Source organism: Sapientia aquatica, assembly GCF_004358105.1.
Taxonomy (GTDB): Bacteria; Pseudomonadota; Gammaproteobacteria; order Burkholderiales; family Burkholderiaceae_D; genus Solimicrobium; species Solimicrobium aquaticum.
The window spans coordinates 18,027-37,150 of sequence record NZ_SMYL01000008.1 but is presented as its reverse complement, the minus strand read 5'-3'; the positions used below and the strand labels follow the sequence as shown (position 1 = coordinate 37,150).

17 protein-coding genes and 1 tRNA gene are annotated in these 19,124 nt (G+C 49.1%); 7 read left to right on the top strand and 11 right to left on the bottom strand.

Annotation, left to right across the window (positions count from 1 at the left end; genetic code table 11):
* Window positions 1–139: 139 nt before the first annotated feature.
* The 3 genes from E2I14_RS14205 to E2I14_RS14195 form a co-directional block, all read right to left on the bottom strand.
* Window positions 140–559: a hypothetical protein gene (locus tag E2I14_RS14205; protein WP_133329676.1), complete on the bottom strand. Its 420-nt coding sequence runs from the start codon at window positions 557–559 to the stop codon at window positions 140–142.
* 177 nt (window positions 560–736) lie between these two features.
* Complete coding sequence (locus E2I14_RS14200; protein WP_133329674.1) at window positions 737–1,195, bottom strand: YybH family protein; 459 nt, start codon at window positions 1,193–1,195, stop codon at window positions 737–739.
* Between the two features lie 95 nt (window positions 1,196–1,290).
* Entirely contained in the window at window positions 1,291–2,052 is a 762-nt protein-coding gene (locus tag E2I14_RS14195) for a hypothetical protein (RefSeq protein WP_133329672.1), read from the bottom strand.
* A gap of 506 nt (window positions 2,053–2,558) precedes the next feature.
* Here E2I14_RS14195 and E2I14_RS14185 point away from each other — a divergent pair.
* From E2I14_RS14185 to E2I14_RS14160, 6 genes are all read left to right on the top strand, one after another.
* A complete protein-coding gene (locus E2I14_RS14185; protein WP_165967840.1) occupies window positions 2,559–4,466 on the top strand; it encodes an RICIN domain-containing protein in 1,908 nt (635 codons plus the stop codon).
* Between the two features lie 415 nt (window positions 4,467–4,881).
* Complete coding sequence (locus E2I14_RS14180) at window positions 4,882–6,231, top strand: aminotransferase class III-fold pyridoxal phosphate-dependent enzyme (protein WP_133329666.1); 1,350 nt, start codon at window positions 4,882–4,884, stop codon at window positions 6,229–6,231.
* Between the two features lie 58 nt (window positions 6,232–6,289).
* Complete coding sequence (locus tag E2I14_RS14175; protein ID WP_133329664.1) at window positions 6,290–6,853, top strand: flavin reductase family protein; 564 nt, start codon at window positions 6,290–6,292, stop codon at window positions 6,851–6,853.
* A 6-nt stretch (window positions 6,854–6,859) separates the two neighbouring features.
* Complete coding sequence (locus tag E2I14_RS14170; protein ID WP_133329663.1) at window positions 6,860–7,360, top strand: MarR family winged helix-turn-helix transcriptional regulator; 501 nt, start codon at window positions 6,860–6,862, stop codon at window positions 7,358–7,360.
* Between the two features lie 68 nt (window positions 7,361–7,428).
* Window positions 7,429–9,204, top strand: a complete 1,776-nt coding sequence (locus tag E2I14_RS14165; RefSeq protein WP_165967839.1) for an amidohydrolase — start codon at window positions 7,429–7,431, stop codon at window positions 9,202–9,204.
* Window positions 9,205–9,376: 172 nt separating this feature from the next.
* Window positions 9,377–12,247, top strand: a complete 2,871-nt coding sequence (locus tag E2I14_RS14160) for a glycoside hydrolase family 31 protein (RefSeq protein WP_133329661.1) — start codon at window positions 9,377–9,379, stop codon at window positions 12,245–12,247.
* 246 nt (window positions 12,248–12,493) lie between these two features.
* Here the strand turns inward: E2I14_RS14160 and E2I14_RS14155 are convergent, their stop codons facing one another.
* Window positions 12,494–13,438 carry an NAD-dependent epimerase/dehydratase family protein gene (locus tag E2I14_RS14155; protein WP_133329660.1) on the bottom strand — a complete coding sequence of 315 codons (945 nt, stop codon included), beginning with the start codon at window positions 13,436–13,438 and terminating at the stop codon, window positions 12,494–12,496.
* A gap of 89 nt (window positions 13,439–13,527) precedes the next feature.
* Here E2I14_RS14155 and E2I14_RS14150 point away from each other — a divergent pair, with 89 nt between their 5' ends.
* A complete protein-coding gene (locus tag E2I14_RS14150; RefSeq protein WP_133329659.1) occupies window positions 13,528–14,427 on the top strand; it encodes a LysR family transcriptional regulator in 900 nt (299 codons plus the stop codon).
* A gap of 57 nt (window positions 14,428–14,484) precedes the next feature.
* Here the strand turns inward: E2I14_RS14150 and E2I14_RS14145 are convergent.
* The 7 genes from E2I14_RS14145 to E2I14_RS14115 all read right to left on the bottom strand — a co-directional run bounded on the left by E2I14_RS14145 (window position 14,485) and on the right by E2I14_RS14115 (window position 19,066).
* Window positions 14,485–14,560 (bottom strand) — tRNA-His (locus tag E2I14_RS14145).
* 61 nt (window positions 14,561–14,621) lie between these two features.
* Window positions 14,622–15,482, bottom strand: coding sequence for a glutamate racemase (gene murI / locus E2I14_RS14140; protein ID WP_133329658.1), 861 nt, complete (start codon window positions 15,480–15,482; stop codon window positions 14,622–14,624).
* 107 nt (window positions 15,483–15,589) lie between these two features.
* On the bottom strand, window positions 15,590–17,107 hold the full coding sequence (locus tag E2I14_RS14135; protein ID WP_133329656.1) for a fumarate hydratase: 1,518 nt from the start codon (window positions 17,105–17,107) through the stop codon (window positions 15,590–15,592).
* Window positions 17,108–17,447: 340 nt separating this feature from the next.
* Complete coding sequence (locus E2I14_RS14130; RefSeq protein WP_133329654.1) at window positions 17,448–17,666, bottom strand: hypothetical protein; 219 nt, start codon at window positions 17,664–17,666, stop codon at window positions 17,448–17,450.
* 67 nt (window positions 17,667–17,733) lie between these two features.
* Complete coding sequence (locus E2I14_RS19500) at window positions 17,734–18,120, bottom strand: hypothetical protein (RefSeq protein ID WP_206105647.1); 387 nt, start codon at window positions 18,118–18,120, stop codon at window positions 17,734–17,736.
* Window positions 18,121–18,329: 209 nt separating this feature from the next.
* Entirely contained in the window at window positions 18,330–18,545 is a 216-nt protein-coding gene (locus tag E2I14_RS14120) for a hypothetical protein (RefSeq protein ID WP_133329652.1), read from the bottom strand.
* Between the two features lie 68 nt (window positions 18,546–18,613).
* Window positions 18,614–19,066 carry a DUF6641 family protein gene (locus E2I14_RS14115; protein WP_133329650.1) on the bottom strand — a complete coding sequence of 151 codons (453 nt, stop codon included), beginning with the start codon at window positions 19,064–19,066 and terminating at the stop codon, window positions 18,614–18,616.
* Between the last annotated feature and the right edge of the window lie 58 nt (window positions 19,067–19,124).

Genomic DNA, 19,124 nt, shown 5'->3' with positions numbered 1-19,124 from the left:
ATGGTTTTCTTGGTTATATCATTTAAAAGATATGAGAATGTAAATTCTCTTATGGCAGGAGCACGTTCCAAATCACTCAATCACCAAAGTTCGCTGAGCGACTCCAATGTGCCGCCAGCCGCCTTTTTGTTAGCCAGTGTCATATTACTTTCTTCTTGATGCGGGCTCGCCACTCATCCCAATAGGCTTTGCTCGCGGCGCATAACTCATCAAAGGTTACTGGAGCACCTGAATCTAAGAATACGGATGCCTCCTCGTAAGCCATTGTCAGAGAACCCATTACGCAGTTAACGACAACAGAGACATGCCCACTGTTGAGGCTCAAAATTTCAGGGTCCATGGCAACTATCGCAGCAAAATCTTTTATAGGCGCAGCATCGTATTCTTGATATTCAAATCTTGTGCAGTTACCCAATTCAATGCGAAATCCAATTCCATCACCGGGAAAATATTGTCTTAGATAACGAATAGATACATTTATCGAAACTGTTCCAGGGACGTCACCGGAAATCGACTCAATGCCGCCGTCATGAAGAATGCCCCAGAATTCTGCTTGCATGTTACATCCCTCAGTATTTTGGTTACTTCAAGTTCCTGAATATTAAGATATTTGGCGCGCCCAAGCACTGACCGTTTTGTGCCGCAAAGCGCCAGTCGCAGTCGATTCCCGATCATTTAAAAACTCACCTAACGAAAACATTCCGGAATTGTTATTTGCATCTCGTCCACGGATTGATCATTTCCCGCCAGCCGCCGTCGAATAATGCACCTCAACCAATTTCCAAACGCCTTTACGTTTAAAAAACACGTCGGTTTCAAAATACTGTTCATCTACCGGTTCCTTGCCGACATAGCGCATGCGAGCGGTGGCGTGGTAGGTGGCGATGGCGGCGTCGGCGCTAGGGGAAACTTGTACTTGGATGTCTTTGTAGCTAAAGCCCACGAGCACATTGCCAGCTTTGACGGACTCGGTCCATTCCTTGCGGTAAGCGGGCAAGGTGGTGAAGCCGTCTGGGAAGATGCCGCGGAAATCGTCGGCGTAGTAGGAAAAATACTTGGGTAAATCGTTGGCCGCATAGGCTTTGTTGATGTCAACTTCGAGTTGCAGAATTTCTTCGGTTGGGGTGGCGGCAAATGCTGGCGTTAATACGCTGGTTAGCAGGGCAAACGCGATTAAGGCGATTCGATTTTTCATGGCGGCTCCGTTGCGGGTTAATGAATCTTTTAGGCGGTTCTCGCTTGGGCTGTGGCGGGTGCCCAAGCAAGTGGATTCAACTTGTTACTAACTGATTATTGGGTTGATGTAGCCGGTGAAAGTGTGCATTGGCGGTATTCGCAATGCGCTGCTAGTTGGCGTCCATCGATGCAATTAATTTTGTAGTCTTCCTTGGTGGGGCCATTTTGTGAAACTAATCCAGCACCTTGCTCCGATTTGCAAGATTGTTGCTCTGCCAGTTTTTCGATTTCTTTGGATGATTGTCCAACGCGGATTGAAGTCGGTGCAGCGGCTGATGCTGCTTGATTTTGTTGGACCGTGTTCATGCCAGAAGCTGGCTGTGCGTCAACCGTGCCATTGGCGATGCTGGTGGATGGGGTAGGTAAGTTATCGGCGGAGTTTCTGCGATCAAAGAATAAGTTGGAGCCCATTACTAACTGCATCCATTCTGGATAGTTGTACGCCGATCCGTTGGAGTGATCGACGATCATGCCAATCCCGCCGCCAATCAAAATGTTGCCGTAAAAGCTGCCGGTCATGCGCGAAGTGGCGGTGCCAGAGGCAGGGTCGAAGCCGTCTTTGGTGCAAGTGATTTTAAGGTCTGAGCTGGAGCGATGAACGATGACGCTGCCGGGAGTGGTTAAGCTTACGGTGCCGGAATCGTTACTTAATTCGCAGCGTGCTCCAGAAACGGAGCGACCATCTTTGCTTAGTGTGTCGATTTTGATTGCTGAAGTGGTTCCATTAGAAACCGAGGCGCAACCAACGAGTTGGCTGGAAACGATCAATCCTAACGCTGTGAAAAAAAAGCCTGATTTTATTTTTAATGATTTCATTTAAGTCCCTTAGTTATGTTTATTTAATTGGCACATCGTTGTTTTTCACATTCAGTCGCTGTTGCATTGATGGCGGCTCACGCGCTGGATGAAGCCGATATTCGGCCCGCTTGCTTGAATCGACTGCAGGCTAAATGTTGGCAATTTTAAATTTTGCCAAAATGCAACTTTGCGAGATTAAATTAAGAAAACAATTATGTCTATGCCCTATTTAGGGTATTAGTTAAATAAAGTCAGCAGAAAAGTTGTTTTTGTAAACATTATTCTCTAGCGATGTAAAGCCGATCGAAAACTGGATTCAGCTCATAAAATTGCCGCAAAACAACTGTATAATCCAAAACTCAATCCCGTTATTCGTTACCAATCGGAATGATTCATTGAATGACGGGCGGGAGCACCAACCGGCAAAAACTACGGAGATAATCGCAATGCATGATGTGGCTTGGATGAATCGCAAGGGCTTAAATGAAGCTAGCTCGTACAAAAATCCTCAACGAAGCACGAATTTGGACTCCCTCGTAAGTAATCAACTCAACCGAGCGCTGACCAGTTTTGGATTCGCATCCTTGCTATTGTTGAGCGCTTGCGGCGGTGGTGGGGGCGGTGCGGCGGGAAGTGTCGCTGCGGCGGGAAGTGCCGCTGGCGCAGGGTCGGCCGCAACGGGAGCAACGGCGGGTGGATCGACGACAGGAACAACGACAGCAACGACAAGCGAATCAACTACTGCTTCGGGAAGCTCCGCGGCCAATTCTGGCACTGGCTCAACCTCAACCTCAACCTCAACCTCAACCTCAGGCGCAACTGCGGGATCGAGTTCAAGCAGCGCGGGCAGCACGAGCGCTGGCAGCTATGCTGCTGCCTTAACTTTAGGCAGCACATCGCCGAGCGTCGGCGGGCATGACGGCGCGACGTTGACGTTGACCAATTCCGGCTCGTCCAATGCGGTGGCTAATTTGAACGTAGTTCTCCCTTCGGGCTTTAGCGCTTCGGGTTTTAATGCGGCCTGCGGCGCAACATTGAGCAGTTCGTCCAATCAAGTCACCCTGACCAATGCCACCGTGCCTGCGTCGGGTAAATGCGTGTTCACGTTTAACATCAACATCCCCCCGGTCAATCAACTCCCAGCGAGTAATACGATCACTATCGCATCCAGCAACGCAGCTAACAGCGGCGCGCTTGCCGGCGTTGCTGTTCCGTCGATTTCGATTTTGGGAAGAACACCTGGGCTGTACAGCGATACGTGGTTTCCTTCGGGCGTGAATGGCGTTGCGGTGCTCGATATGTTCGTCACGCCGATGAACGATCCGGGGCCTAATTCCAACGTATTTTGGAGTAACCAAATGGGTGGCCTCGGTGGTTACACCGGATTGCAATCAACCGAAATCGTGGCAGGTGCGGAAGGCGTCGGCAAACAATTTTTGTTCTCACTTTGGGGCGCCACCAATGCGCAAGCCGGCACACCAGCTTCTGCCGGAATTGGCGGTGGCAGCTTTTGCACTGTCTCAGGCACGGCCACTGATGGATCGGCGGGTGTGCAATGTCGCTATCACTACGACTGGCAGGCCGGACACACTTACCGCTTTCGGGTTACGCCCAATGCCAGCTTAGGCGGCGGGTGGTTTAAAACCAATGTGACCGATGTCACGGGCGGCAACGTGGGCGATAGTTTTGATATTGGTAGTATTTTTGTGGGCGGCACGGCGACCTTAGTACCGACGACTTACGTATCGCAGTGGGTGGAATATTTTGACTGGAATTCAAAAAGAACAGACTGCACATCGGTACCTTACACCAGTGTCCAATTCTCGATTCAAGCACAAAGCGCCAGCGGCAGTCCGGTCAATTTAGGCGCAGCCAATGTGTATGCCAACTCAAGCTGTCCGAGCAGCTTTGCGACCACGGGCTTTAACACTAGCACCAAAACCTCGACCGAAATCGGTGCGCCGCAGGCGTCAGCGCAAGGCTTAGTCAAAGCCAACGGTAGCTGCCTGACCGCCCAGCAAGGTGAAACGGCAGGGAACCCAGTAGGCTCTAACAACGCCATCTTAGCGAGCTGCCCAACATCCGCGTCAGTGCATGCCTCGGGCGGTTCTAAATTTGCGCCCCAGTTGTGGGTAATGGCAAGCGACTCCACGATTCAAATCGAAAACAGTTATTGCTTAACGGCGTGGAATGGCAGCAACAATGCTACAGCCGGCTCTGCTGGTAGCAATGTCGTCATGCTGACGTGCGCGGCTGGTTCATCAAATCAACAGTGGACAGTCGCGCCCGGCTCTGCTGGCTCCGCTGGCAGTCAACTCGTATTGACCAGCTCTGGCCAATGCTTAACACCAAATGGAAGTTCGCTAACCTTGGCAGCCTGTAGCGCGGCCAATAGTGTTTGGGCTGTGCCGGGGAAGAGTTTTAGTTATTAGCGCAACCGTTTTGATTCGATAATTTCTCCTCCATGTGGCGTGCGGTGGATTATCCAATTCTGGCTACGTTTAGCAACGCAGTTGCTACCGCAAAGTGGGCCAATCAAACTGGCTCAGCACGCAATCGAGCCGTAATTCCGAGGCGAATATTGATCAAGATTATTTGATGTCGCCTCGGATTCAAAAATATGTAGGTCAATCGCCCGTAGAAGTTTTGTATTCCCTCAGAAAGTGCTCTCCCAGCTATTTGTAAATTGCCTAAACATGGGCTATGGCGCTCTTTGCAATTTGCCTTACGTCGGGCGATTTTCTATTAATTAATACTCATTAATGCAACTCCTAAATCTGCCACCAAATCAGTTGATCTTTGTTAAATCTAGATATATGATTGCTGCATACATAAATGGAGTGAGGCATGAGGCAAATCAATCGGGATAAGTTGCAAAGAGTGAAATCGGTAGAGTTGGCCGCGTTTAACCAAAGAACGGCTAAGTCGGAAGCGATGTTAAAAAGAGCCAAAAAATCCATGGTGCGCGGCGTGCCGATGTCGTGGATGTACGGACTGTATCGGCATCACAGCCTCTATGTCACGCACGGCGATGGGCCGACTTTTTTTGACGTGGATGGCAATAGCTATCTCGACTTTAACGTGGTCGATTTGGCTGTGACGATGGGTTTTACCAATTCTTTCGTGCAGCGGGCGATGGAACAAAGCATGCAGCGCGGGGCGCATTTTTTGCTGCCGATTGAAGAAGCGATTGATGTGTGCGAAAACTTAGCCGAGCGCACCGGCGTGCCGTTCTGGCAATTTACCTTGACTGCAAGCGGTGCTAACACGGAAGTGATTCGGATCGCCCGAACCATCACTAAACGTAACAAAGTTCTGGTGTTTGCCGGACATTATCACGGTCATTTGGATGACACAATGTTAGAAAAAGCGGACGGACAAATCCGACCTTACGTTCTCGGCTTGCCCCATTCGGCGGCCAAGGGCGTGGAGATTGTTCCGTTTAACGACTTAGCCGCTCTCGAAGAAAAGCTCAAGCAAGGCGACATCGCCTTAGTGCTGACTGAACCTGCCTTGAGCAACTGCACCTTGGTACAACCGGAGCCGGGTTATCTGGATGCCGTGTACGCATTGTGTCAGCGTTATGGGACGCTATTCTGCTTAGACGAAGCGCACAATTTTTCGTTTGCCTATGGCGGTTTAACCCGCGCGTGGAATTTGAAATCCGACTTTTTGGTATTGGGTAAAGGTCTAGGAACTGGAATTCCGTTTGCCTTGTACGGCATGTCAAAGGAGGTAGCCGATTTTGTCGATGCACATACGCAAATCGACTTGGGCGAACCGGGTATCGCTGCGGGTGGCACGACTTACGCCAATACCTTATCCATCCTCGCCGCCAAAACCGCATTGGAAAACGTACTCACACCAGAAAACTATGCGCGCACCAATTATTTGGGCAGAACGTTGGCGCAAGGCTTACAAGCGAGTTTTGATCAACTCGAACTGCCTTGGCGCGCGTTGCATTTAGGCCCGCGTTCTGGTTACTGCTTGAAGCCGCAATTGCCGAAAAACGGCGCCGAAGCCTACGAATCCATCGACATTGAATTCATCTCGACACGAAAATTATTTATGGCCAACCGCGGCGTGTGGGATGCCATGGCAACGGCGGGGCCACAAGTTTCGTTTGCCCACACTGATGCGCATATTGCACAGTATTTAAGCGCGGCACATGAATTTCTTGCTGCAATAGCTGGCTAGTTTTTCGTCCGATTTCTAAGCAAATAACCATTAACTTTTTGAAGAAAGTACAAAACTCATGCGCACCAATCTCCCTTTAGATAAGGCCTGGAAGCTGTTAAACCACGGCCCAGTAACCATCATTACTTCAGCCCATGGCGGCAAATCGAATGTCATGGCCGCTTCTTGGGCGATGCCGCTGGATTATGATCCGCCGAAGATCTTGTTGGTACTGGATGCCGCTGCGCATACCCGCGAACTAGTTGATGCTAGCGGTGAATTCGGTCTGCAAGTTCCTAAGCGTCGCATTGCGGAAGAAACAGTCGGCGTGGGGCAAGTGTCCGGTCGCGACGAGGATAAGTTCGCACGCTTTAATCTCAAGACCTTCCCAGCTCAAAAAATTGCGGCGCCGATGTTGGAAGAATGTGTCGCTTGGCTGGAATGCAAAGTGATTCCGGATGCCACCCAGCGCTACGATTTATTTATCGCAGAAGTCGTGGCCTGCTATTTCGATGCAGATCGTTTTCACGACAACCAATGGGACTTTGGCGATGATCCACAAGAACGTACAATGCACTATATTTCGAACGGTGAATTCTTTCTCACCGGAGAACGATTTAAAGTCCCAACTATTGAGGAATAACTCGTCATGACACCCGCCTATTTGAATCAGATCGCCGCGTTTGCCCGTGGACTTAATACGCATGTTGAGCGTGAGCTTGAAGCGTCTTTTGGGCGTTCACTGTCCGAACTCACGGCCTTGGTCAGTATTCAAAACTGCGATCAATTTCATATCGGCTGGCTGGCGCAAACATTGTCGCTGCAACATTCGTCGGCGGTGAGGGTGGTAGATAGGTTAGAGAAAGATGGCCTAATTGCGCGCTTGGATAAGGATGCCAAAAAACAGGTTGGTTTGAAAATTACCAAGGCTGGTGCAACGCTAGCGAAAAAAATACTAGCGCTACGGGCCAAGGCAACAGAATCCTATCTCAGCGCGATTAACAGTGAGCAGCAAAGCGCTTTGGCGGCCATTATTGAGCCCGTTATCACTGCGCGCACCACAAGCAAAATCGAGCTGTATCAGTATTGCGCCTTATGCGATGACGGCGCGTGCACGAACTGTCCGGCGGGTGCGGAATCGACGGATTAGCGCAATGAAGTTAGGTAGAACAATGATTTGATTGACTCAATTTGCTTGAAATGAAGAGGGGACAAAAAATGCAACAACAATTGCCACGGTTTGGACAGCTCACAAAATTAGCCTGTATGGCGATGGCAGCGTGGGCTATCGGTGCATCGGTGCAAGCGGCGGAGTTATCAACAAAGTCAGACACCACCTTGTATTTCAATGCCCATATATTCACGGCCGAATACGCCCATCCTTATGCTGAAGCGATCGCCATTAGGGGCGACCGAATAGTAGCGGTTGGCACACAAACCGAGGTGGAAAAAGTTGCCGGTAAGTCGGTTAAAAAAGTCGATTTGCAAGGCAAGTTCTTAATGCCAGGAATGATCGACGCACACGCGCATCCGATGTGGGGCGGCATGACCTTGGTGATGGCCAGTTTTGCCGATGCCAATGGTTCGATCCCGGATTTAGTTAAATTTATTGATGCCCAAATCGACGCGCACAAAAGTTTTGTGGGTGACACCTTAGTGATCTACAACATTGATTTGGGGTATTGGGCGCACGCTGCTGAGTTGGATGCGATTCTCAGTCACGGACGTTATGCCACAATGCCGATTGTGCTCAATGGCAGCGATTTTCACACCACGTGGGCCAATCAAGCAGTGCGCGAGCGCGCCGGAATCAACGCCGATTACCTTCGTAAACTGCCAGCGGATAAACAAAACTATTTCGGATTCGACCCCAACTTTGTGCCGAACGGCTTTGTGGTGGATTTTGGTAAAAACAAGATCGAACAAAGCCTGCCTAAGCCCAGCGCAGGCACTTTTTATGCCGCCGGAATCGCGGGTGTGCAATACATGAATAGTCTCGGCATTACCGGTTGGTTAGACGCCGCAGCCATCGGCGACGCGAGCGGAACGCCGTTATCAAGCGCTGATAAAGGCACGTTGCCGATTTATCGCGAATTAGCCAAACAAGGCGCGCTGACGGCACACGTTGCCGCCTATCCGGTGTTGTCGCCTAACGAGGGCATCGCGCAAGTGGCGACGGTGAAGAAGTTGCAGCACGAATTTAAAGACGTCGATAACTTAACTATCCCCGGCATTAAAATTTTTGCCGATGGCGTGGTGGAGTTCCCGTCCCAGACCGCAACCTTAACCAAGCCCTATATTAATTCCGGTCGCATCGTACCGACTTTGTTTAAGCAAGCCACGATGAATGCCATGGTGCTGCAAGCGGATAAAAATGGGTTGCAAGTGCACGTTCATGCTATTGGCGACGGCGCGGTAAAGGCGAGTTTGGACGCCTTTGAAGTCGCTCGCAAAGCCAATCCACATGGCAAACTTAAGCATGTCATCACGCACGCTCAGTTTGTCGCCCCCGAAGATCAGCAGCGCTTTGCCCAAGATAATGTGATCGCCGCGCTCCAGCTGCTGTGGGCCTTAGCCGACGCGAGCACGATAGACATTGTGCAACCGTATATTGATCCAGCGATTTACCGCACGATGTACCCCGCCAGAAGTTTGCTCGACAAAGGCGCTGAAATAGCGGGCGCGAGTGACTGGCCAATTTCAACCGCCGCGCCGTTTGAGGCGATGTATCAAGCCGAAACACGATTAGGCGCATCGGGTGTGCTATTCCCCGAGCAGCGCATGCCACGCGCCGCCATGCTGTACGCCTACACCAGAAATGCGGCGGACGTCTTAAATCAACTCGGCAGCATCGGCACCTTAGCCGCGGGCAAACGTGCGGATTTGGTGTTGATTGATCGGGATGTGCTTACCGTCAGTGCGGACGAGCTAAAAGGCGCGCAGGTGTTGTCCACGATGTTTGCCGGAAAACAGGTTTTTGGTGCAGGACTGTAAAGCCTTGGTTAGACTTTTCGGCTAAAAAATAAAACCGTCTCGTAAAAGTAGATGGGCAAGCGTTGAAATCACGTTTGCCCATTTTTTTACATATTGCTAAATTCCAACATCGCATATACTAGCCAAAAATTTACAATTAATAATCAAAAAATTTAATCTTGGAGCAGACACTATGCGATTTAGCGCGATCATGCAGGCGGTATCGTTGTTGGCGGTTGTTGGTTCGAGTTATGCGGTCGATTCGGTAGAACAGACCAGCACAGGAATTGTCGTTCGACCAGCCCAGGGTGACATTAAGGAAGTGCGGCTTGATGTGATGAGCGATAACATTATTCACGTCGTGAAATTGGATCAAGCGGGCAAAATTATAACGCCATCACTGATGACCATCGCGCAGCCTTGCGTGTGTAAATTTAAGCTCACCAACGCAAATGGAATAGTTACCCTCAACGCAGGGAAAATTTCAGCGCGGGTCGCACTCACCAACGGCAAGGTCGATTTCTACAATGCCGCTGGCAAGCCCATCCTGACGCAGGCGGCGGAAAGCGTTAAGCCAATCGATGTCGCTGGCCAGCCTTTCTTGGCGATTAAAGAAGGCTTTAATTACGGCACCAAAGATGCGTTTTACGGGTTAGGACAGCATCAAAATGCGCAGATGAATCTAAATGGTGAGGACGTTTTGCTGGCGCAGCACAATATGGATGTGGCGGTGCCGTTCGTGATTTCGGATAAAAATTACGGCGTTTTGTGGGATAACAATTCGATCTCCCGTTTTGGCGACAGCACACCTTATGGGCCAATGGTGCGCGATTTAAAACTTAGTGACGCCGATGGCAAAGCCGGTGGTTTGACCGCACGCTATTACGTTGATGGAAAGTTGGTGCTAACGCGCCATGAAACCGATATCGCCTATCAATATTTGAAAGACTTAGCCGAAAACTGGCCTAAAGAAATCGCCGCGCCCAAGGATTTAAAAGACGCCAAAGTGGTGTGGGATGGCACGTTGACTTCGGATGTTGGTGGCGTGCATAAAATGCAGTTGTACGCGTCCGACTATGCCAAATTGAGTTTGGATGGCAAACAAATTCTCGATGTTTGGCGTCAGGGATGGAATCCTTGGTATCACAATTTCGACGTGACTTTCAAGCCAGGCAAGCCAGTGCAATTTCATCTGGAATGGAAACCGTCGGGCGGCATGGTGGCGGTCACGCACAATAATCCGCTCCCGCAGCCAGAGCGCCATTCACTCACTTTTTCTTCCGACATTGCGCAGGGCATTAATTATTACGTGATTAGTGCGGACAACATGGATAAGGTGATTGCTGGATACCGTCAATTGACCGGACAAGCACCGATGATGCCGAAATGGGCGTATGGATTTTGGCAGTCACGTCAGCGTTACGAAACGCAGCAGCAACTCACCGATACGGTCAACGAATACCGACGCCGCGGCTGGCCGCTGGATAACATCGTGCAAGATTGGTTCTACTGGCCGGAAGACGGTTGGGGTTCGCACGATTTTGATCCGCAGCGTTTCCCCGATCCCAAAGGCATGGTTGATGCGGTCCATAAAAATCATGCACACATCATGTTATCCATCTGGGGCAAGTTTTATCCCAATACAGCGAACTATCAAGAGTTTGCCGCGGCTGGTCACATGTGGACGCAGAATGTGGTCAATGGCGATGTCGATTGGGTTGGCCCCGGCTACAAAAACAGCCATTACGATCCCTACACCCAAGAAGCGCGCGATATTTACTACCGCCAAATTAAATCGAAGTTGGGCAACCTTGGGTTTGATGCGTGGTGGATGGATAACAGTGAGCCGGACGTTTTTTCTAACACGCGCCCAGCCGATTTCAAAAAACTGATCGGCCCAACAGTGTATGGCGCGGGTGAAGTGACGTTTAATCCTTACAGCTTGATGCATACCCAGGCGCTGGTTGACGGACTTAATCGTGATCAACCGGATACGCGCCAATTTATCTTGTCGCGCTCTGGTTTTGCCGGCATTCAGCGCAATGCGGTCGCGGTCTGGAGTGGGGATACGGCAGGGCGTTGGAATAATTTATACGACCAAATTGCGGCGGGCGTGAACTTCTCCATGTCTGGCATTCCCAATTGGACGCATGATATTGGCGGCTATGCGCAAGAGACGCGCTTTCAGACCGGCGAAATCGGATCTGCACAAGAAAACCGCGTTATCGGCGCGGCAGCGATTGATCCAGCCGATGTCAACGAGTGGCAAGAACTCAATCTGCGCTGGTTTCAGTTTGGTGCATTCAGCCCCTTATTCCGCTCGCATGGTGAGGTAGTTAAGCGTGAGATTTATCTGATCTCCCCCGAAGGTTCCGCCATGCGCGAATCGATGGTGTGGTACGACAAATTGCGCTACCGCTTAATGCCGTATATCTATTCGACTGCATCGGATATTTACTTTGATTCTGGAACCGTGATGCGCGGTTTGGTGATGGATTTCCCGCACGACAATCAGGTGAAAGATATTAAAGATCAATATCTCTTTGGTCATGCGCTGATGGTGGCACCAGTAACGGAATACCAAGCGCGGTCGCGCAACGTGTACCTCCCTAAGGGTGCTGATTGGTACGATTTCAATACTGGCGACTTTTACCGTGGCGGTTCGACGGTTAAGGTCGCAGCACCCGTGACGCAGATTCCGGTGATGGTGAAAGCCGGTGCAATTTTGCCGATGGGACCGGTCACCCAATACGTGGATGAACATCCCGATGCGCCGATTACCTTGACGGTTTATACCGGGGCAGATGGTCAGTTTAGTTTGTACGAAGATGACGGCGTTAGCAACGCGTACAAGCGCGGCGAATTTACTCGGATTCCACTCAGCTACAACGAAAAAAACGGCACCTTGACGATAGGTGAACGCCAAGGGCAGTACCAAGGCATGATCGCTCAACGTCAGTTCAAGATTCACTTCATCAAGCCGGGGATATCGAGCGCAACGACGCTGGATATTGTTGATCAAACCGTTAATTATGGCGGGCAGGCGATTAGTGTGAAACGATAGTTTGGATGGTGCGCGGCGCGGCGATGTGTCGTCGATGGATTTGGTCTAAAACCATTTACGGCGCATTGCACTCCCTCGTCATGGTCTTAGGCAGACAATCAATTAACGATTTGTTGCCCTTCTCGCGGACGATCAAGATGACTGCGACGCGCATAGACAACGGGATAATTTTTTGCGCAGCCGAATAATTGTTGCTGATGAGTGGCGATGCGTTAAACATCCAAGGCCCATCTTTGTATTTTCAAATCACCGTTCTGTAGTTCGGAACGAAACAGCCGTCGCAGGAATGCTGACTTCGAATGGAGTTACCTCAAACGTAAAGGTCTTGCGGAATTTATCCGCATTGACGTAGTAAGGCCTATCCCACTGAAAGCGCATTTCCCAAATCTCTCTCGCCAAGGGCATGAAATATCCGATTAATCGTAATGCCCACAACGGAATACTGATCAGCTTTGGTGCGACGCCCAGACTGCGCGCCCCCAGCTTTACGAGCTCGTTGATGGTGGCTGTTGGCGCACACGGCATATGCCAAACTTGGCCGAACTTGTTGTCATCGGCTTTGATTAATTCGTAAACCGCGCGCGCCATATCCGGCACGTAAGCAAAGTCATGGGGCTGATTATTGGGTACAAAAAACTGTGCTGTACCGCCTTTGGCTAAGGAACCAAAAACCACCTCACCTAAATGCGATAACAACACGCTAGGCCCGAAAAAATCCGGCGCGCGTAACGCAGTAAAGCGCAATCCATTCTGTTCAACAGCGCGCTGCCAGATGCGGGTGATTTCTGCGCGTACCGACGGTTTGCCACAATAATCGGTCAGCGCCATCTCCTCTCGCAAGGCTTCTGTTTGCGGACCATACATATACAGATTGTCGACAAAAATAACTCGCATGCCAAGTTCGGTAGTCGCCGTGACGATGTTCTGCATCGCAGTTGGCCATTGTTGTTGCCAAATTTTGATTTTGTATTCCAAGCCAATCGCGACAATGAGTTGATCAAAACCTTGCAAGCACTTTTTGACTGACGCCAAATCCAAAATATTACAAGCTAAGAATCCAACCCCCGCTGGTAAATTAGTCGGTTGACTGCGTTGCGCCACGCTGACTGAGTAGCCTTGTTCGTGTAATAGTTGGGTCGTCGCTTGACCAACCGCGCCATAGCCTAGAACGAGTATTTTAGAGTTCGTCATTGTTGTCCTTGAGTGAATTTGATAGGCACTATTGTAGAGCGCGATAAAATCGCTGAAAATACAAGAATGTTTATCTCACCTATTCATTTATGAATACATCTGCTTCGTTAGATTGGAATTTGCTCCGCTCGTTTTTAGCGATTTTGGATCACCAAACCTTGGTCAAAGCTGCTCAGGTACTGGGATTAAGCCAGCCGACGCTAGGGCGCCATATTTTGGATTTGGAACAGCAATTGGGCGTTGTTTTATTCGAGCGCACAGGGCGACGCTTGTTGCCGACCGCGCAGGCGCTGCAATTATCTGAATTGGTAAGGCAAATGGACGACAGCGCATCCAATCTAGTTCGGATGGCCAAAAGTAAGAGCGTTGATTTAAAGGGGCGAGTGCGTATCACTGCAAGTCAACCGGTCGCTTGCATATTGCTGCCGGCAGTGCTCGCGCGGATGAAGCAGGCGCTCCCCGAGATTGATATTGATTTAATTTCGAGTAACAGCATCTCCAACCTATTACGACGCGAGGCGGATATCGCGTTACGCATGGTGCGGCCCGATCAAGGTTCATTAATCGCCAAACGCATCGCCAAAGTACAAATAGTCACTTGCGCAAGCCAGTTCTATCTGACAACGCATGGTACGCCGAAGGATACGGTCGATTTGCTTAAGCATCAATTGATTGGAAGCGAAACCAATAACGAGGTCGAGAAAAGTGCCAAGGCACTCGGCTTTGACGCCAAGAGTTTTAACTACAGTTTGCGAAGCGACGATTACTTAGCGCAATGGGCGGCAGTTCAAGCGGGTTTGGGAATAGGCTTTACGGCGGATTATGTGGCGGCGACCAATCCCAACGTGCACACCATCTTGCCGCAACTAGTCTTGCCAGCGCTACCAATTTGGCTAACAGTTCACCGCGAAATCCGCAGCAGCGGGCCGATTAGGGCGGTGTATGACTTTTTAGCCAATGAAGTGCCGCTTGAGTTAAAGAAAACCTAGGGCGGGTCGCTGAAAACAAAAAAGCCGACTAAAAAGTCGGCTGTTTCATTGAATTCGTGGGGTGATCGATGGGGCTCGAACCCACGACAACAGGAATCACAATCCTGGACTCTACCAACTGAGCTACGACCACCACTGTATTGCACTTAACTTTCGTTAAGCTTGCCATTGGTTAGGCAAGGCCGCTATTTTAATTAGCTTGCGGGTAAATTGCAATCTATTTCTTGGATTAGATATTGTTGCGGTGTTAAGTGCAGCAATTCACGCAGCGCAAATTCCAATTTATCGCGCGTGCTGCTAGTAAAGCATTGCAGCGGGGTTTGCTCGGCGTCAGGATTATTTAGTTGTTGTTGATGTAAGAGTCGTTGCAGTTGTTTGGCAATAGCTAAGCCAGTGTCCACCAATTGAATAGGTTGATGGCGCAATTGCGCGGCCACCGTTTTGATGCTGTGTTCAACGAAGGGATAGTGTGTGCAGCCTAAAACTATGGTATCGACCGGCTCTTGCAGCATGGGCTGAAGATAATTTTTTAGTAATGTCAAGGTCGCCTCGCTGGCTAGTTCACCTTGTTCAATTTGGGTCACTAAACCGGGGCAGGCTTGGTTGATGAAGCGCACTTGGGTTGTTTGTTGGATTTGCTCGCACAGTGCTTGATATTTGGCGCTCGACAAAGTGCGGCTAGTCGCTAGCACTCCGACGCAACCGGTCTTGGTGATTGATGTGGCGGGTTTTAGTCCAGGTTCTACGCCAACTAAAATCAGATCGGGGTAATTCGCGCGCAGCAATGCAATCGCCGCGGCTGTGGCGGTATTGCAAGCCACGACGATGGCTTTTACTCCATGTTGCAGCAGGTGGTGTGCCGCAAATAAGGTGCGCTGCATGATTTCTGCTTCGGTTTTGTCGCCATAGGGCGCAAAGCCAGAATCAGCGAAATAGCACAATGCCTCGTTGGGAAGTTGCTGCTGGATGTGACGTAAGACCGATAAGCCACCTATGCCTGAATCGAAAATGCCGATGGGTGATTGCGCAGAAATAGTGGTTGGAGTTGCGGGCATGTAGAGTGAAATGTTGAATTCAACTAAAAATCAATGTGCGGCGGAAGACGGTCGTCGCACACACAATAAGGCACAATCCAGTGCGCCTTATTGTGTTGATGCCTTAATTATTTAACCGGAATAATGCCAATTTTGGCTTGCCATTCTTTAGGGCCAGTGGTGTGCGCCGATGTACCGCTAGCATCAACGGCAACAGTCACCGGCATATCAACCACGTCGAATTCGTAAATCGCTTCCATACCCAAATCAGCAAAGCCCACGACTTTGGCTGCTTTGATTGCTTTCGACACCAAATACGCCGCGCCGCCAACTGCCATCAAGTAAGCAGATTGATGTTTCTTAATCGCTTCAATCGCCACTGGACCGCGCTCTGCTTTACCAATCATGGAAATCAAACCAGTTTTAGCCAACATTATTTCAGTGAAGCTATCCATACGAGTTGCGGTCGTTGGGCCTGCTGGGCCAACGGCTTCGTCGCGCACTGGATCAACTGGACCAACGTAGTAGATCACGCGATTAGTGAAGTCCACTGGCAGCGGCTCGCCTTTGGCTAGCATGTCTTGAATGCGTTTATGAGCCGCGTCACGACCGGTTAACATTTTTCCGTTCAATAGCAATGTTTGGCCCGGCTTCCAGCTAGCGACTTCGTCTTTGGTTAATGTGTTGAGATCGACGCGCTTGGATTTTTCGGTGTCGGGAGTCCAATGCACATTCGGCCAAGTATCTAACGATGGTGGCTCCATATACACAGGGCCAGAACCATCCATAACGAAATGTGCATGACGCGTTGCAGCGCAGTTTGGAATCATTGCTACTGGCTTGGATGCCGCATGCGTTGGATACATATTGATCTTCACGTCGAGCACGGTGGTCAAGCCGCCCAAGCCCTGCGCGCCGATACCGAGCGCATTGATTTGATCGCATAAGGCGATACGCAATTCTTCGGTTTTGTTTTTTGGACCGCGCAATTTTAATTCGTGCATGTCGATGTCTTCCATTAAGGATTCCTTCGCCATCAACATCGCTTTTTCGGCGGTACCGCCAATACCAATACCTAACATTCCCGGCGGACACCAACCTGCGCCCATCGTTGGGACAGTCTTCATGACCCAATCCACGAGGGAATCAGATGGGTTGAGCATAACAAACTTGGATTTGTTTTCGGATCCACCACCTTTGGCGGCGACTTGGATATCCAATTTATCGCCCGGCACCAGTTCCATGTGCACCACAGCCGGTGTGTTGTCTTTGGTGTTTTTACGATCAAACAAAGGATCGGCCACGATCGATGCGCGCAGTACGTTTTCTGGATTGTTGTAGCCTTGACGAACGCCTTGATTGACTGCGTCGATGATGGAGCCAGTAAAGCCTTCAAAGCGCACGCCCATGCCGATCTTCATAAACACGTTAACGATGCCGGTATCTTGGCAAATCGGGCGCTTGCCTTCAGCGCACATACGTGAGTTAGTCAGGATTTGCGCAATCGCGTCTTTGGCTGCGGGGCTTTGTTCGATCTCGTAAGCACGTGCCAAATGTTGAATGTAATCAGCCGGATGGTAATAACTGATGTACTGCAAAGCCGCTGCAATGCTTTCGATGAAATCTGCTTGGGTAATAATTGTCATTGTAACCTCTTGATTTATATGGCTTAAAAAGCATCGCAATAGTAAAGTGTGACAGAGCTCACGTACCTAAAAACGACTGTCACGATTTTGTACATCTTTTACGTGTCTAAAAAGATAACAAATCTGCGCTGCTAAAGAATTTTGTACATCGAAACGCACTGCTAAAACCAGTGCCCAACTAATCCGCTCATTATAGCAAAGCAAGTAATTACCTAGTTGAAAAGTTGATTAATAAGTAACAAAAAAGCACTGAATGATCAGTGCTTTTAAGATTTTTGAATTTTGATTTATGTATTTCAGGAACGTTCTGTCGAGTGACACAGATTGTGGGGCGAAGCATTCATGCTCCAAAATCCAAATGTATTTCGGAATTCAGGTAGGGTTTGAGTTCAATATCAGATAAATCACCTACCGCATCTTCAAGCATTTCCAAAACAATCGTGTCGTCAGTGCAGCGTATAAAATTCAATTCCTTATTCGATAATTTGCGTCGCAATTTTATTTCGCAAATACCTACAATTTTATTCTGCCACTCATGAATATGTGATGCAGGTGTCATGCATATCCCTTGGTCAAGGCAGCTTTATTTGTAAATTGACGTTCCAACATATACGAGATTCAGTCATTTATTTTTCAATCCAAGCAGGCAAATCAAATAGCGCACCCGTTGGATTTCCCGCTTCGTCAACACTCTCTATATATTCTTCTTGATACCCAGGCATTACTCCCACTCCATCATCGGCTTTATAACTGCCCGGACCATCGTTCAGCATCACGTAAACATGGTTGCCTTTATCGATCAACGAAGCGACTTCGTAATATGGTAACTTTGTGCCGGCATCCAATCCGAAAATCCGGCTGTCTTCTGTATTGCGGGACATTTTGTGCAGAATAACTTGCTTAACAAAGCCGTGCGATTTATCCCAGCTTATTTTTGTAATTCCGTAGTAGCTCATAATTTTCCAACCTATCGCAATAAGCGATTGTTCATCATTTACAAACAACATAACCATTACTAAGCCTCACAGCGTACTCTGATTTCTACGCAGCGCTTACTCAATGGAAAATTTATTATTCAATAAATTGTGTATTGCATATTGTTGTCAGGGTTTTGCCGCAAATTGTGGTGAATAGCGTCTCCGTACGATCAAATATCCATTTATTTTAACGGGTCGATAGGCATGTTTTTGCGTCATCCTCTCTCTTGCGGACAATCACCGATTTATTTGTACGGCGTGATCATTTTGCCGCACGAAGCCTTTCGTACCTTGGCCGCTTTCAGCCGAGTCTGGCGCAGCTTCAATATATCAGCACTGGCATCAGCCTGATCCTTCAATTGTTTAGCGCGGTCCTGTGCTGATTTGGCATTGGCAGTCATACGCAGTACACGCTGCTCGGCTGCGCCAGAGCCAGCTTCTATAATTTCTTCTAAAGTCATAACAAACCCCTCGTTAGTAATATATTTACCTATACGAGGGGTTTGCGATAGCAAAAGAAAATTGCCAACTACGACTTTTTCTTCTTACTAAATCCTGCCCGCAGTGCGCCACAAGCAGTTTCAATCTGGATATCAAGTTCGCCAGCAATAACAGCAGTTTTAATGAGTTCCAGTGTGGCGATCAGTTCGTCCATGTTATCAACTTCCACGGCATTTTTTCCTTTCACTATCTCGATTTTTTTCGATCCATATTTCAAAATTAAGTTAGCCTTATTTGTAGCAGAAATAAACCACCACGGCTTAACTTTTTTGGAAATCTCAACCAGAGACCGCTCTCCGGTCTGATGATCCGTTACGTATTTCTGCCTTTTTTCTGCATATATTTCACCAGCAATGGCGCATCTCACCGATGCAATCTGACCTTCAATTTGCGCGGTCAGCCGGTTGCGACGCGAAACGGTCGGATTTTTCAGATCAGCTTGCACATTGACGAGCTTCAATTTGGAAAGTGTACTAGACATTTTTTTGACTCCATTAAGTAAGTTGGAATCAGTAGTTTGTTTTCAGACTTTTGAATGA

Excerpts from the sequence above, each read along its gene's own strand:
- E2I14_RS14205 (WP_133329676.1), bottom strand. The coding sequence starts at position 559 with ATGCAAGCAGAATTCTGGGGCATTCTTCATGACGGCGGCATTGAGTCG.
- E2I14_RS14200 (WP_133329674.1), bottom strand. The coding sequence starts at position 1,195 with ATGAAAAATCGAATCGCCTTAATCGCGTTTGCCCTGCTAACCAGCGTA.
- E2I14_RS14195 (WP_133329672.1), bottom strand. The coding sequence starts at position 2,052 with ATGAAATCATTAAAAATAAAATCAGGCTTTTTTTTCACAGCGTTAGGA.
- E2I14_RS14180 (WP_133329666.1), top strand. The coding sequence starts at position 4,882 with ATGAGGCAAATCAATCGGGATAAGTTGCAAAGAGTGAAATCGGTAGAG.
- E2I14_RS14175 (WP_133329664.1), top strand. The coding sequence starts at position 6,290 with ATGCGCACCAATCTCCCTTTAGATAAGGCCTGGAAGCTGTTAAACCAC.
- E2I14_RS14170 (WP_133329663.1), top strand. The coding sequence starts at position 6,860 with ATGACACCCGCCTATTTGAATCAGATCGCCGCGTTTGCCCGTGGACTT.
- E2I14_RS14165 (WP_165967839.1), top strand. The coding sequence starts at position 7,429 with ATGCAACAACAATTGCCACGGTTTGGACAGCTCACAAAATTAGCCTGT.
- E2I14_RS14160 (WP_133329661.1), top strand. The coding sequence starts at position 9,377 with ATGCGATTTAGCGCGATCATGCAGGCGGTATCGTTGTTGGCGGTTGTT.
- E2I14_RS14155 (WP_133329660.1), bottom strand. The coding sequence starts at position 13,438 with ATGACGAACTCTAAAATACTCGTTCTAGGCTATGGCGCGGTTGGTCAA.
- E2I14_RS14150 (WP_133329659.1), top strand. The coding sequence starts at position 13,528 with ATGAATACATCTGCTTCGTTAGATTGGAATTTGCTCCGCTCGTTTTTA.
- murI (WP_133329658.1), bottom strand. The coding sequence starts at position 15,482 with ATGCCCGCAACTCCAACCACTATTTCTGCGCAATCACCCATCGGCATT.
- E2I14_RS14135 (WP_133329656.1), bottom strand. The coding sequence starts at position 17,107 with ATGACAATTATTACCCAAGCAGATTTCATCGAAAGCATTGCAGCGGCT.
- E2I14_RS14130 (WP_133329654.1), bottom strand. The coding sequence starts at position 17,666 with ATGACACCTGCATCACATATTCATGAGTGGCAGAATAAAATTGTAGGT.
- E2I14_RS19500 (WP_206105647.1), bottom strand. The coding sequence starts at position 18,120 with ATGGTTATGTTGTTTGTAAATGATGAACAATCGCTTATTGCGATAGGT.
- E2I14_RS14120 (WP_133329652.1), bottom strand. The coding sequence starts at position 18,545 with ATGACTTTAGAAGAAATTATAGAAGCTGGCTCTGGCGCAGCCGAGCAG.
- E2I14_RS14115 (WP_133329650.1), bottom strand. The coding sequence starts at position 19,066 with ATGTCTAGTACACTTTCCAAATTGAAGCTCGTCAATGTGCAAGCTGAT.